Source organism: Nocardia suismassiliense (assembly GCF_900269665.1).
Lineage (GTDB): Bacteria > Actinomycetota > Actinomycetes > Mycobacteriales > Mycobacteriaceae > Nocardia > Nocardia suismassiliense.
Genome location: NZ_LT985361.1, coordinates 2,442,512 through 2,456,002 on the forward strand (window position 1 = coordinate 2,442,512; position 13,491 = coordinate 2,456,002).

At 68.2% G+C, this 13,491-nt stretch carries 11 protein-coding genes; 7 read left to right on the forward strand and 4 right to left on the reverse strand.

All coding sequences use genetic code 11. From position 1 onward, the window contains the following. Positions 1-12: 12 nt before the first annotated feature. Positions 13-738, reverse strand: a complete 726-nt coding sequence (locus DBO33_RS10915; RefSeq protein WP_107654923.1) for a DUF899 domain-containing protein — start codon at positions 736-738, stop codon at positions 13-15. 231 nt (positions 739-969) lie between these two features. Between DBO33_RS10915 and DBO33_RS10920 the strand changes: the two genes are divergently transcribed. Beyond that, on the forward strand, positions 970-1,890 hold the full coding sequence (locus DBO33_RS10920; RefSeq protein WP_107654924.1) for an NADP-dependent oxidoreductase: 921 nt from the start codon (positions 970-972) through the stop codon (positions 1,888-1,890). Positions 1,891-1,899: 9 nt separating this feature from the next. Here the strand turns inward: DBO33_RS10920 and DBO33_RS10925 are convergent, their stop codons facing one another. Further along, a complete protein-coding gene (locus tag DBO33_RS10925) occupies positions 1,900-2,508 on the reverse strand; it encodes a TenA family protein (protein ID WP_107654925.1) in 609 nt (202 codons plus the stop codon). A 62-nt stretch (positions 2,509-2,570) separates the two neighbouring features. Between DBO33_RS10925 and DBO33_RS10930 the strand changes: the two genes are divergently transcribed. Both DBO33_RS10930 and DBO33_RS10935 read left to right on the forward strand, forming a co-directional pair. Beyond that, a complete protein-coding gene (locus DBO33_RS10930) occupies positions 2,571-3,842 on the forward strand; it encodes a phthiocerol/phthiodiolone dimycocerosyl transferase family protein (protein WP_234390780.1) in 1,272 nt (423 codons plus the stop codon). Positions 3,843-3,995: 153 nt separating this feature from the next. Then, entirely contained in the window at positions 3,996-5,447 is a 1,452-nt protein-coding gene (locus DBO33_RS10935; protein ID WP_159080206.1) for a molybdopterin-dependent oxidoreductase, read from the forward strand. Positions 5,448-5,468: 21 nt separating this feature from the next. Here the strand turns inward: DBO33_RS10935 and DBO33_RS10940 are convergent, their stop codons facing one another. Beyond that, the gene (locus DBO33_RS10940) at positions 5,469-6,287 is read right to left on the reverse strand and encodes a MerR family transcriptional regulator (protein WP_107654927.1); all 819 of its coding nucleotides are present in this window, start codon (positions 6,285-6,287) and stop codon (positions 5,469-5,471) included. Positions 6,288-6,335: 48 nt separating this feature from the next. Next, entirely contained in the window at positions 6,336-8,315 is a 1,980-nt protein-coding gene (locus tag DBO33_RS10945) for a TPM domain-containing protein (RefSeq protein ID WP_107654928.1), read from the reverse strand. A gap of 195 nt (positions 8,316-8,510) precedes the next feature. On the opposite strand from DBO33_RS10945, the gene DBO33_RS10950 reads away from it, so the two are divergent. The 4 genes from DBO33_RS10950 to dnaG all read left to right on the forward strand — a co-directional run bounded on the left by DBO33_RS10950 (position 8,511) and on the right by dnaG (position 13,410). After that, on the forward strand, positions 8,511-9,188 hold the full coding sequence (locus DBO33_RS10950; protein ID WP_107660159.1) for an MBL fold metallo-hydrolase: 678 nt from the start codon (positions 8,511-8,513) through the stop codon (positions 9,186-9,188). A 63-nt stretch (positions 9,189-9,251) separates the two neighbouring features. Next, positions 9,252-9,932: a YdcF family protein gene (locus DBO33_RS10955; protein WP_107654929.1), complete on the forward strand. Its 681-nt coding sequence runs from the start codon at positions 9,252-9,254 to the stop codon at positions 9,930-9,932. Continuing rightward, the gene (locus tag DBO33_RS10960) at positions 9,932-11,191 is read left to right on the forward strand and encodes a deoxyguanosinetriphosphate triphosphohydrolase (RefSeq protein ID WP_107654930.1); all 1,260 of its coding nucleotides are present in this window, start codon (positions 9,932-9,934) and stop codon (positions 11,189-11,191) included. The genes DBO33_RS10955 and DBO33_RS10960 overlap by 1 nt, the downstream gene beginning before the upstream one ends. A 293-nt stretch (positions 11,192-11,484) precedes the next feature. After that, on the forward strand, positions 11,485-13,410 hold the full coding sequence (gene dnaG / locus DBO33_RS10965) for a DNA primase (RefSeq protein ID WP_107654931.1): 1,926 nt from the start codon (positions 11,485-11,487) through the stop codon (positions 13,408-13,410). The last annotated feature ends 81 nt before the right edge of the window (positions 13,411-13,491 follow it).

The window sequence follows — 13,491 nt, forward strand, 5'->3', positions numbered from 1 at the left end:
CGCCGTAATTGTTCAGTGGCAGGGCGCGGCACCGGTGCCGTAACTGTCGTGATGCATCGCCTCGCCGACGTGCCGCTGCCTGCCGAGCGGGGTGAAGTCCAGGTAGTTGTGAGTGCCGATGAGGACATCCCCGCCGCGAGCATAGGCCGAGTAGGTGTGGAAGACGGCGCCGTCGTCGTCGCGCCAGAAGATGCTGGTGCCAGGCTGTTCACCGTCGAGCTGGTAGGTAGTGCCGTTGGCTTCGATCTCCGCCCCGGTGCGGTAGTTGTACTCGACCGGGCGGACGGACTCGTCCATGGTGACGTGGTAGTCGTAGTTGAAATCGCTGCCGTACGAGGAGTACATCGGGAACTGCCAGCCCATCCGCTCGTGATACCGGCTGAGCGTGTCCCACGGGCCACGCGACACCGCGGCGAAGCTGGTGTCCTGGACATGCAGGTGCGCCAGATGCCCGACGTTGTCGAGCAATACCGCGCAGCTCGGGCAGCCCGCGTCCAGGTCCCACCGCCACATCATGTGGTAGACGATGAGCTGGCGGCGGTCCTCGAACAGGTCGCGCAGCGTGCGTTTTCCGGCAGGGCCTTCGAATACGTAGTCCTTGTCGACCGCGACCATCGGCAGCGCGCGGCGTTTCGCGGCGAGTTCGTCCTGTCGGCGCGTGTGCGCCTTCTCCTCGGCCAGCAGGCTCGTGCGCGCTGCCAGCCACTCGTCGCGGGTTGTCACGGCGGGACGGTTCATGGGGTTCTCCCTGGATTCGCAGAACAGTGGTCCATGTGTGTAGACCGGCTGCCGGAGCGCAACGAATCGGCCGACAGGGTGCGCGTGCGTTCAGTGGGCTTGACGACGCGGGTGCGCGCAGAGTCCCGGTGCGGAAACATGGATTTCGGGCGCGGGCCGAGGGGAATGAACCGGTCCTGGCGCGCGGTTGACGCTCGAAATGCCGTAAGTCACCCAGACGAGGAGCCGAGCATGGCAAGAGCGGTGCAGTTCGATCGATATGGCGGAATCGAAGAGTTGAAGGTGGTCGAGGTGCCGACGCCGACCGCCGGGCCGGGGCAGGTGGTGGTCGCGGTCGTCGCGGCAGGCATCAATCCGGGTGAGGCGTACATCCGCAGCGGGGTGTTCCGTGAGCAATGGCCCGCGACATTTCCGTCGGGCGAGGGAAGCGACTTCGCCGGGCGGATCGTCGAGGTCGGGGACAGCGTAGGCGGGGTCGAGGTCGGCGATGAGGTGCTCGGGTTCACCGAGAACCGGGCCAGCCACGCGACGCATGTGGTGGTGCCCGTAGACCAGGTGACGCCCAAGCCCGCCGGACTGGACTGGGACGTCGCGGGAGCCCTATATGTCGCGGGGACAACAGCTTTCGCGACGCTACGGGCGGTGGAGGCCAACGCGGGCGATACGGTCGTCGTGTCCGGCGCCGCGGGCGGTGTCGGCTCGATCGCCGTGCAGCTGCTGCGTGCGCGCGGGGCCGAGGTGATCGGTATCGCGAGCGCGGCCAACCATGACTGGCTGCGGAAGGTCGGGGTGACACCGGTCGCGTACGGCGACGGGCTGATCGAGCGTCTCCGGGCCGCCGCGCCGAAAGGTGTGGACGCGTTCATCGATACGTTCGGTGCCGACTATGTGGACATCGCCGTCGCACTCGGCGTGCCGATCGAGCGGATCGACACCATCATCAACTTTGCCGCCGTCGAGAAGTACGGCGTGAAAGGCGACGGCAATGCCGCTGCGGGCACCATTGATGTGCTGACCGAATTGGCGGATCTGGCCGCGGCGGGCACGCTCGAGGTGCCGATCGCCGGGGCCTATCCGCTCGACAAGGTGCAGGAGGCGTACCGGGAGCTGGAGCAGCGGCACACGCGCGGGAAGATCGTGCTGCGGCCCTGATTCGCTGCCTCAGGCGGGAACGTCCCAGAAGGCGAGTTCGTGCCGCATGCCCTCCAGGAACAGCTGCTCCGCCCGGGCGGTGTCGGCCCCCGCTTCATCGATCATCTGTGCGCAGCGTCGGGTGAGGTCGGCGAAGCCGGGGTCGGCGTAGGTGTCGACCCAGCGGCGGTAACGCGGTTCGGCGGGCGGGTTCTCGGCGAGGCGGGCACCCAGGGTGGAGTAGCCCCACATGCACGGATACAGGGCGGCGAGACCCTCGGCGTAATTGGCGGCCGAGTCGAGCAGGAACGCCGTATAGGCTTGGCAGGCAGGGCCTTTGGCGGCACCACCCAGGTCGGCGCCGAACTCCGCGGCCAGCGAGCGATGCAGTGCGAGTTCGTCGTGGTAGGTGGCGTGCGCCAGATCCACCAGATCGCCGAGGTGGGCTGCGGGAGCCTGCCAGGCCAGGCGACTGAAGACGCGCACGTAGTCGAGCAGGAAGAGATAGTCCTGCTCCAGCCAGGAACGGAAGATCGGCTCGGGCAGGTCGCCCTTGGCGATGCCCGCGACCGTCGGGTGGTCGAGCTGATGCTCGACCAGGGGGCGGCCGAGTTCTTCCAGATGCGCGGCGAGACTCATGCCTGCCAGTCTGGCGCATCCCGCGGTTTGCGCGTCCGCCGGTGTTGCCGCACGCTTGCGAGGTGTTGCGGGATGAGGATGCGGTGGTGCGCGTATTGGCACCGTCGGAACAGCGGTTTGTTCGGCACGGCACCTACACGGGCCGGTCGGTGTCGGTGACGGGGAAGCTCGATGCGGCGGCGTTGAAAGAGGCTTTCGCCGCATTACAGCTGGCGTATCCGGTGGTGCTCTGCCGGATACTGGAAGATGAGGCGGGGGCGGGTTATCTTCTGCGCCCGGGGGATTCGCATGTCGCGGCCTCGGTGGTCGAGGATGATGTGCGGACTGTGGGTTTGCCCGCTGCCGCGGTGGACCCGGCGACGCAGCTGGCCTATCTGGATGCGGTGGCGTCCGGTGGTGATCGGTGGCGGGTCACGCTGTACGCGCATCACAGCATCGCGGATGCTGGGCACTGCGTCGAACTGTTGTCGCGGTTTTGGGACTTCTACACCGATATCATCGAATCCACACCGATAAGTGTTGTGCCACAGGACTATCCGCAACCGTTGGAATGGCATCTGGCGCAACGTGGCATCGCTGCCGGGGAGGTGACCGGCTTCGAGGATGTGACGCGGCCGCTGCCGCCGGAAACGCAGGCTGTCCCGGTTGGTGAACCGGCTCCTGCTTCGCTGGCCAGGCCGACGCGTGTTCTGCTGGATGAGGCGATGACGGGGCGGATCGTCGGGCTCGGCCATCAACGGGGCGTCAGCGTCAACGGGTTGATCACCGCGGCGTTGCTGCGCGCGTATGCGTCCGAAAGTGCTGATGTCGCAGGTGGTTCGGCGCCATTGGGGTGTTTGTATCCGGTCGACATGCGCCCGCGACTCGATCCGCGGGTGGCACCGGCCGAGGGCACCAACATGGCCGGACTCGCGTCCTTCGCCGCAGACATCGACCTGTCGGAGAGTGTTCTCGAACTGGCCCAGCGGGTTTCGAAACGGCTCCGCGACGACCTGGCCGAAGGCGTTGTGCAACAGTCGGTGCTGCACTTTCCCGATTTCTTCGGTCCCAGCAGAATTCACTCTCTCGCCGGTCATGTCGCGATCACCAACACCGGTGCTGTGCCGCGCTTCCGAACGCCTGCGGGTCTTGTCTTCACCGACTACGAAATCGTCTATCTTTCCGCACACCCCCGTCCCTCGACCGGCGCATCCGCCGCGGTCACCTTCCTCGTCTACACCTTCCACGGACGCCTGGCCGTCGGCCTGCTCGGTGGCGGCGTCAACGCCGACCGGCTGCTCGCGGCGGTACGCAAAGAACTGACCGCGTTGGCCGCTGAGACGATCGAGGAGTAAGCCGGTGCGGCTGGGTGGTATGTCCAGCACGAATTCAGCTGGTCGCCGGGCGTCCACCTGGTCGGGCTGCGGGGGAAACCGGCTGGCCGATGGCGTTGGTCGGGCAGAATGCTGGGTGACAGCGGACGATAGGCGGAAGCGGGTGTGCCGGCGGTGGTGACAAACGGAGACCGGAAACGCGGCGGACGGGTTGCGGCGGCCGCGGTGGGCGTGGCGGCGTTGGGAGTCGGTGAGGCGATCGCGGCGACCAGGGGTGGCTCGCTGATCGACACGCTGGGGCGGGCGGCCATCGATGTCGCTCCGGTACCGGTCGTCGAGACCACGGTCGCGATGTCCGGCAGGCACGACAAGATCATTACCCGGTCCGGTATCGGTGCGGGGGTGATCGCGGCCGTCGTCGGGCTCGGTGCCTTGCCTGAACGGTTGCGCACACCCGCGGCCACCGCGCTAGGCGTGGGTGCGGGCGCGATGGCCATGCGGCTGCCGACGCGTTCGACGTCCGCTATTGCCGGTGCCGTGGCGGCTACCGGAGTGCTCGCCGCAGGTCTGCGCCGACGTCCGCGCGGCGTGCTCGGCACGCTGGCCTGGGCGGCGACCGGCGCCGGGATGTTCGCGGCCGCGCACACCTTGCAGCACGATCTGGACCGTAAGCACGACAACGAGATTCGCCGCATCGGCCCGATGGGTGCGCTGGGTGTGGTGCCGCAGGACGGACTCGAGGATGAGCCGGGGCTGTCGCCACTGGTCACCGCCGCGCGCCGGATGTATGTCGCCGACGTGAATCTGCGTGCGCCGCGGATCGATCCGAGCCACTGGCGGCTGTCGGTCAAAGGCAAAGTGGCGCACCCGCTGCGGTTGTCGCTGCACGAATTGGCCGAGGACGCGGTGGAATTCGACGCCGTCATGGTGTGTGTGCACAACCATGCCGGTGAAGGCCGCGCGGCCAACGGTCGCTGGTACGGGGTGCCGCTGTCGGATCTGCTGAAGCACGCCATTCCGGAGTCCGATGCCACTCGGCTGGTCACCAGGGCCGTGGACGGTTATTCGATCTCGCTGCCGATCGAGCCGCTACGTTCCGGGGAGTGGCCCGGCTATGTGGTGGTCGGCATGAACGGCGAACCACTCACCCCGGCACACGGTTTTCCGGCCCGCGTCTTCGTCCCCGGCCTCTACGGCCAGTACACCGGCGCGAAATGGCTTGGCGAACTGGAACTTACCGACGACAACCACGTCGACTACTGGTGGCGGCGCGGCTGGCCGTCCGGCCCGCTGTGGGTGACGCCGCAGGCCCGCATCGACGTGACCGCGCCGGGCCGGTCCGCCGCGGGCACCACCACGGTGGCCGGGGTCGCCTGGGCGCCGCCGCACGGTGTCGCGGGGGTGGAGGTGCGGGTCGGCGAAGGTGACTGGCGCCCAGCCGATCTCGGCGCCGAGCTCGCTCCGGCCGCGTGGCGCCGCTGGCGCACGACGGTGGAACTACCGCCGGGCGAGCACCGCGTGCAGGCCAGGACGATCAGCCGGTCCGGTGAGGTTCAGGAGGGGCGTCATCGCCCGCCGTTCCCCACCGGCCCGTCCGGATTCCATACGGTCACTGTTCAGGTCTGAGCCACAACCGAGGTCATGCGCCTACTTCGCGACGATGGGTTCCTGTAGTTCGGTGACCCAGCCGCTCGGGTCTTCGGTGTAGACCAGCGTCACCTCGCGGCTCGGGCCGCTCAGCCGGTAGCCGTTGTCCTCGACCCAGCGGCCCAGCGTCTGCCACGGTTCCAGCACCTCGTTCATGCTGCCGCGGTGGACGACCGTGGCGGCCTGCGGGATGGCGGGAAGATCGACGACGGTGAAATCGTAGGAGCCGCCGGGGTCGAGGTCGACCGGCATGGCGGCGTGCGCGAGTACCGACCCGTCTTCGCGTTCCTCGTAGTAGGCGAGGCCGTTACCGACGATCGGCACACCGGCCTTTTCCAGCCGAGCGCAGATGTCTTCGAACAGCCGGCCGATCACCGGCCCGATCGACGCGGGCTCGAAATCGGCAGCCACAGCGGATAATTCGGCGACTCGAACCGCAGGCAGGGACTTGATGATCACATCATGAACAGGCATGACGCCCTCTTTCTCGATGATGCGGAGCCTCGACTCGACCTGGAAGAGTCTGGCGCGATCGCCCGCGATGCGCTGCTCGAGCTCGGCCCGGCGCAGCGTGAGCATGCCGCGCAGTTCCGCGCCGCTCACCTGATCGTCCAGGATCTGACCGACCTGCTCCAGCGTGAAGCCGAGATCCTTCAGTGCGACAAGGCGATTGAGCCGGGCCAGCTGTCCGCCGGAGTAGAAGCGGTAGCCGTTGTGCTCGTCGACCCGATCCGGGCGCAGCAGCCCGATCGCGTCGTAGTGGCGCAGCATGCGTACCGACACCTGTCCGTGCCTGGCGAAGTCTCCGATGGTGAACATAACGACTCCTGGTCTATGACCTCACACGGTGTCAGGGTCAAGTGCAGGTCAGAATCGGCCGCCCTGGCTGATCCGCCGCGAACCCGACGAGCCGCCGTAGGAGCCCGTGCTCCAGCCACTCGAACCGGATCGGCGGCCACCGCTCGCCGCGCCGCGCAGCAGTCCGTCGATGAGGATGCCGCCGAGCACCGCCCCGGCGTGCGAGGAACCCGACATCGGCTGACGCGTTTCCCAGGCTTGCACGCTGGCCTGGGCGGCCTGCAGCGCGCGTCCGCCGAGATCGGCGGCGGCCTGGGCGCTGGTCAGGGCCCGTGCGGGATCGGTCGTGCTGAGCTGATGTGCCGCATCGAGATTGCGTTGCGCCTCGGACAGTCGGGTGCGGGCCTCGGCGTCGATGCCGCCGCGCCGGGTGGTGATGTAGTCCGAGGCGGCGCTCACCCTGGAGCCGGCCGCGGTCAGCGCCTGGTCGAGCCTGCGCCGTAGGTCCTCGGCGGCGAGTTTGCGGTCGGTGGCCGCCGCGATGGCGCGGTCCAGCTCACCGTCTGCGGCGACCGCGTCGTGGAAGGCGTCGAGCGGGTCGGCATTCGCGGTCGACTCGGCCTTGTCCAACGTGGTCTGCGCGCTGGCCGTCGCGGCGGCCAGGTCCGCGCCGCCGTAGCCGGAAAGCTCGGTGGCGGAGGCGATATCGCGGCGCAGCTCGTCCAGCACCGCGGGCAGGCCGTCGCGGGCCTGCTGGATATTGGCGGACGCGTTGTCGATGCCGTCGAGCAGGGTGCGCGCCTGACCGACCGCCGCCTCCGCCGAGCGGATCGCGGCGACCGCGCCACCCTGCTTGCCCACCGGCTGGGTGAGCGCCGCGCGGCCCGCGTCGATGTTCTGCTCCGCGAAGGTGATTCGTTCGCCGGCCATGGTCACGTTGTCGTGGATCGGGGCGAGGACGCTGGCCGGGTGCGCGGCGGTGAGCCGGGACAATTCGGTCTCGGCGGCGGGCACGCGGCTCTTCAGCTCGACCAGATCCCTTGTCAGCCCGTCCAATCGGTCGGCGGCGTTGATCAGCAGGTTGCGCATGGCGTCGAACTCGGCGACCTGGGAGTCGAGTTCGCGATCGGCGCGCCCGACGGTGCCGATCAGGTCGACCAGCAGCGTGCGCTGTTCGTCCGGGGTCTCCGGGATGTCGTCGTCGAGCCGCTGCCGGATCGAGAAGGCTTTGGCGGCCGCGGTTTTCGCGTGATCGAGGGCGGTCTGGAAGGGGAGGGCGGCGGTGGCGCCGAACTCACCGGTGGCCAGCTCCAGTTCCTCGGCGCTGGTGCGGATCGCGTTGTCGATCTCCACGAGCGCCTCCCGCGAGCGTGCGTGCAGCGCCTCCAGCGGAAGCGCGGCGAGGGCGGTGGTGTCGTCCGGATCCACCTGCCGTGCCGCCGCGAGTTCACTCTTCGCCCGGTCGCGGCGGCGCTTGCGGGAGAACAGCACCAGCCCGCCCACCACGAGCACCAGCAGCGCGGCGATGACGAGCAGGAAGCCGACGTTGACGCTGCCACCCTGTCTGGCTGTCTTCAGTCCGTCCGCCGTCTCGACGCCCGCATCGGCCCACCGGCCGTCGCGCAGCGCGGGCTCCACCTGGCGCGTCAGCAGGCTGTTCAACTCGGAATCGCTGACGCCACTGGGCAATTCACCGTAAAACCAGTACGCGCGATCCTTGGTGGCGACCGCGAGCAGCAGATCGCGGTTGCCGAACCCGGACTCCGCGGCCGTGCGCTGCGCCCACGCCTCCGGGCCGAGCCCGCCGAAATCGCGCACATAAACCACCCACAACCGGACCTGCTGATCGGCATACAGCTCGTTCACCGCCGACTGCACCCGATCGAACTGCCCGCCGTTCAGCGCCTGCGCCGAGTCGACGACATAGGTGTCCATCCGCAGCGGTGCCTCCGCCGACCCGGTCGGCGCACCCAGCAGCACGGCCCCGGCGACCAGCACGCCGAGCACCATCCGGGAGGTCCAGCGGGCAACACGATTCGGAAGCGGCATGGCACGAATCTATCGCGTGGTCCAGCCGTTGGGCCGCTGGTAAACGCCGCGACCGGAAGTTCCCGCCGCGTCGCATGATCAACGGCACATGGTGGTGAGGTCTACTCGCGAAATGCCGCCGCCATGTGCCGTTGATCATGAATACCCGGAGCTCGCGGATGGCAGGGGAGAGGAGTGGTCGATAGCATCGTCGGTGTGATCACCATCGATCGCCCGTATACCGGCCATGTTTCGCCGGGTGCCGATCCGCAGCAGCGGGACGTGCCGGGTGCCCGCATCCTCAAAATGTCCGTCGGCGGCATGGACAACAACTGTTATCTGGTGCAGTGCACGGCCACCGGCGCCGCGCTGCTCATCGATGCCGCGAACGATCCCGAGCGGGTCGAGGCGCTCGTCGACCACGTCGCGCCCGGCCAGATCGCCCTGATCGTGACGACGCATCAGCATCCGGACCACTGGCAGGCGCTGAAGCAGACGACGGCCGCGACCGGCGCCCCCACCGCCGCCCATCAACTCGACGCCGACCCGCTCCCGGTCCGCCCCGACCGGCTACTGGCCGACGGCGACCACCTCGCCATCGGGGACCTCACCGTCGAGGTCATCCACCTGCGCGGACACACTCCCGGCTCGGTGACCCTCGCCCTCACCGACGGCGCGGGCCAGGTCCACCTGTTCACCGGCGATTCGCTGTTCCCCGGCGGACTCGGCCGCACCAGCGGTCCGGCGGACTTCGACAGCCTCTACCACGACGTCACCACCAAACTCTTCGCCCGCTACCCCGACGACACCGTCGTCTACCCAGGCCACGGCGATGACACCACCCTCGGCACCGAGCGTCCGCACCTGTCCGAGTGGCGGGAACGCGGCTGGTAGATCAAGCGAAAAACGCGGGCGAAGCACACGTACTGGCAGACTTGGGGAGTGGATTCGCCAACGATGCGCGCTCGAGCCGATACGGTGCCCGACCCCGTGCCGCCGCGAGGTAAAGGCGCGGGGGTGCTGCGGTGGGTTCGGCGGCTGATCATCGGGTCGGTGTTGATGGGGCTGGTGCTGGTCGGCGGCACGGCGTTCCGGGTGTGGCAGGTGGCGCGCATCGATGACTACGCGACGGCCGACGCCATCGTGGTGCTCGGCGCCGCGCAATACTCCGGCACTCCCTCCTCGGTGTTCGAGGCGCGACTCGATCAGGCTTACCGGCTGTTCCGGCTCGGTGTGGCGCCGCGGGTGATCACCGTGGGCGGTAAGCAGGAGGGCGATCTGTACACCGAGGCGGCGTCCGGCAAGAACTATCTGCAATCGCGTGGGGTGCCGAGCGACAAGATCTTGGCCGTCGAGACCGGTTCGGACACCTTGCGCAGCGTCGAGGCGGTCGCGACGGCCATGCAGGCCCGCGACATGGGCTCCGCGGTCCTGGTGAGCGATCCGTGGCATTCGTTGCGCACCCGCACCATGGCCCGCGACGAGGGCTTGGACGCGTGGACCGCGCCGACCAGAACCGGGCCCGCGGTGTACACCCGTGAGTCGCAGGCGCACGGAATCGCCAGGGAGACAGGCGCTTTGCTCTGGTACCAGCTCACCCATTTCGCGGCGGACTTCCGATACACGGCAGGGCAGTAGTGGACGGTTACACCGAGCACGATTGCGAACGGCTGGTCGTCGAGCGCGCGAAAACCGCGGGACTCGGCCCGCCGCGCAGTGAATTCGAGACCGGTCATCGCACCGAGTTCGCCCGGGACCGGGCGAGAGTGCTGCACTCGGCGGCCTTGCGTCGCCTCGCCGACAAGACTCAGGTCATGGGCCCGCGCGATGGTGACACCCCCCGTACCCGGCTGACTCATTCGATCGAGGTCGCCCAGATCGGCCGCAGCATTGCCGACGGTCTCGGGTGTGATGCCGACCTGGTCGATCTGGCCGGGCTGGCGCACGACATCGGGCACCCGCCGTACGGGCACAACGGCGAGAAAGCTCTTGATGTCTTCGCCGACGCGCACGGTGGTTTCGAGGGCAACGCGCAGAACCTGCGCATTCTCACCCGTCTCGAACCCAAGGTGCTCGACGCCGACGGGGCGAGCGCGGGTCTCAACCTGACTCGTGCCGCGCTCGACGCCGCTCTCAAATACCCATGGGGCAGAACAGGTCCCGGCACCAAGTTCGGCGCTTACGACATCGACACCGACCGTCTGGACTGGGTACGCAAGGGCGCGCCTGAGCGCCGCCGCAGCCTGGAATGCCAGATCATGGACTGGTCCGACGATGTCGCGTATTCCGTGCACGACGTCGAAGACGGTGTGATCGCAGGCCGTATCGATCTGCGCGCGCTGGCCGACCCGATCGAGCAGGAGGCGCTGGCCAGCCTCGGTCGGCACAAGCATTACTCGCTGTCGGCGGACGAACTCGTCGCGGCGGCGCAGCGGCTTTCCGAGTTGCCGGTCGTCGCTGCGGGTACCGATTACGACGGCACGCTCGCGAGTTCGGTTGCGCTCAAACGGCTTACCAGTGAACTGGTCGGCCGGTTCGCCACTGCCGCGATCTCTGCCACTCGGGAGACCGCAGGCAGTACTGCACTCTCCCGGTACGGTGCGGACCTCGAGGTTCCGCAGGTGGTTGTCGCCGAGGTGGCGGTGTTGAAAACCGTGGCGCTTCGTTATGTCATGTCCGATCCCGATCACAGGCTTCGGCAAGAAGCTCAACGCGAGCGCATCCAAGCGGTCGCCGAGGGGCTGCTCCGCGAAGCGCCGCGCAGTCTCGAACCGCTGTTGCTGCCGTGGTGGGAGGCGGCCGACGACGACACCGCGCGGGTTCGGGTGATCGTGGACCAGATCGCGTCCTACACGGAGAGCAGGCTGGAGCGGGTGGCGGCGTCGCTGCGTCGCTGATCGGCACCATCGTCAGTGTGATGAGGATGGTGCGCCTCGCGGGAGACGGCTCGGTTCTTCGAGATGCCGCTGGTGTCCTCAGTCACTGCGTCGTGACGAGCGCGCTGCCTGCCCGGCCTCGGTCGGTGTGACGAGCATGACCTGGCGTTCGGCGGAGGAGCAGCAACTCGCGCCGCCGCGTCGGTCCGGTTCGGGTGCTACTGCCATCTATCTGCCAGGTCGCGTCGTCGGAGCGACTGTCGAGCCGGAGCCAAGGGTGAAGAAGCCACCCTTCGGCGGGTACGCTCACTGCCGTGGCCGGACGACTCCCAGATCGCGATATCGCGGCGATACGTGACCGCGTCCGCATCGAAGACATTGTGGGGGAATACGTCGCGCTGAAGCGCGCGGGCGCGGACTCCATGAAGGGGTTGTGCCCGTTTCACGACGAGAAGTCGCCGTCGTTTCATGTGCGCCCCAATCATGGCCTCTTCCACTGCTTCGGCTGCGGTGAGGGCGGTGACGTCTTCGCGTTCCTGCAGAAGATCGACCATGTCGGCTTCGTCGAAGCGGTCGAGCAGATGGCCGATCGGATCGGCTACCAGATCAACTACGAGGGTGGCGGCACCTCGGTGCAGCGCGACCGGGGCACCCGTTCCCGGTTGGTCGCCGCCAACGCCGCCGCGCACGAGTTCTACATGGCGCAGCTGCGCGAGCCGGAAGCCGAGACGGCGCGCAAGTTCCTCACCGACCGCAATTTCGATGCCGCCGCGGCCCAGCAGTTCGGCTGTGGTTACGCGCCCGCAGGCTGGGACACGCTGACCAAACATCTGCTGCGCAAGGGTTTCGAGTTCAAGGAGCTGGAGGGCGCGGGCCTGTCGAGGCAGGGCCAGCGCGGCCCGATCGACCGGTTCCACCGCCGGCTGCTCTGGCCGATCCGCAACCTCGGCGGCGACGTCATCGGGTTCGGCGCGCGCAAGCTCTTCGACGACGACACCATGCCGGGCAAGTACATCAACACCCCGGAAACGATCCTGTACAAGAAGTCCCAGGTGCTGTTCGGCCTCGATCTCGCCAAGCGCGACATCGCCAAGGGACATCAGGCCGTCGTGGTCGAGGGCTACACCGACGTGATGGCCATGCACCTGGCCGGCGTGAAAACCGCCGTCGCCTCCTGCGGTACCGCCTTCGGTGACGAGCATCTCGCGCTGCTGCGCAGGCTGCTGCTCGACGACAACTTCTGGCGCGGCGAGATCATCTACACCTTCGACGGTGACGCGGCGGGCCAGGCGGCGGCGCTGAAAGCCTTTGCGGGCGACCAGAAGCTGGCCGGGCAGACCTATATCGCGGTGGCGCCCGACGGGCAGGACCCGTGCGAGCTACGTCAGCAATCCGGTGACGGTGCCGTCCGCGACCTGGTGGCGCGGCGTACCCCGTTGTACGAGTTCGTGATTCGCGGGCTGCTCGCCGACCACAACCTGGACACCGCCGAGGGCCAGGTGGAGGCGTTGCGCCGGGCGATCCCGGTGGTCGCGCAGATCAAGGACAACGCGCTGCGCAAGGCGTACGCGACGAAGCTGGCCGGCTGGGTCGGCTGGGACGACATCCAGACCGTGGTCCGCCGGGTCGGTGACGAAGCCAAGCGCAACCGCACCGGCGGCGGCAGCACCGGCGGGCGACAGATGCCGCCCGCTCGGCAGGCCGAGGTGGTCGCCGAACATCCTGCAGCACGGCCCAATCCGAACGATCCGACGCTGATGCCGCAGCGGCAGGTGCTCGCCGCGGCCCTGCAGTATCCGGCGATGGCCGGTTCGGTATTCGACTCGCTGGAGGCCGACGCCTTCACCCATCCCGCCTATGCGGCGGTTCGGCTGCTGATCGCGGAAGTGGGCGGCACCTCGGCCGGGCTCGGCGGTGCGGAGTGGGTCAACGCGGTTGCGGACCGCACCGATGATCTGACCATGCGCGCGCTGCTGTCCGAGCTGGCCAACGAGCCGCTGCCGGTGAAGAACGCGGCCGGCATCCCACGTTTCGTCGCCGGTGTGCTGGCGCGCACGCAGGAGGCGTGGGTCGGGCGGCAGATCGCCGAGCTGAAGTCGAAGCTGCAGCGAGTGTCCTCCACCGAGCAGCCGGATGCGTACATGGCGCTGTTCGGGGACTTGGTGGCGCTGGAGCAGTACCGCAAGAGCCTGTTGACGCAGGCGATGGGCAACCACGACGACTTCGCTACCAGGGCTTGATAACCGGGGTCGCCGTAATGCTCGCCGAGAATCGGGCGGATGTGGCGTAGTCCCTCTCGACTGATCGGGATCCCACCACCG

Coding starts and splice junctions, on each gene's coding strand:
- DBO33_RS10940 (WP_107654927.1), bottom strand. CDS start 6,287: ATGTTCACCATCGGAGACTTCGCCAGGCACGGACAGGTGTCGGTACGC.
- DBO33_RS10915 (WP_107654923.1), bottom strand. CDS start 738: ATGAACCGTCCCGCCGTGACAACCCGCGACGAGTGGCTGGCAGCGCGC.
- DBO33_RS10925 (WP_107654925.1), bottom strand. CDS start 2,508: ATGAGTCTCGCCGCGCATCTGGAAGAACTCGGCCGCCCCCTGGTCGAG.
- DBO33_RS10945 (WP_107654928.1), bottom strand. CDS start 8,315: ATGCCGCTTCCGAATCGTGTTGCCCGCTGGACCTCCCGGATGGTGCTC.
- DBO33_RS10955 (WP_107654929.1), top strand. CDS start 9,252: ATGCGCGCTCGAGCCGATACGGTGCCCGACCCCGTGCCGCCGCGAGGT.
- DBO33_RS10920 (WP_107654924.1), top strand. CDS start 970: ATGGCAAGAGCGGTGCAGTTCGATCGATATGGCGGAATCGAAGAGTTG.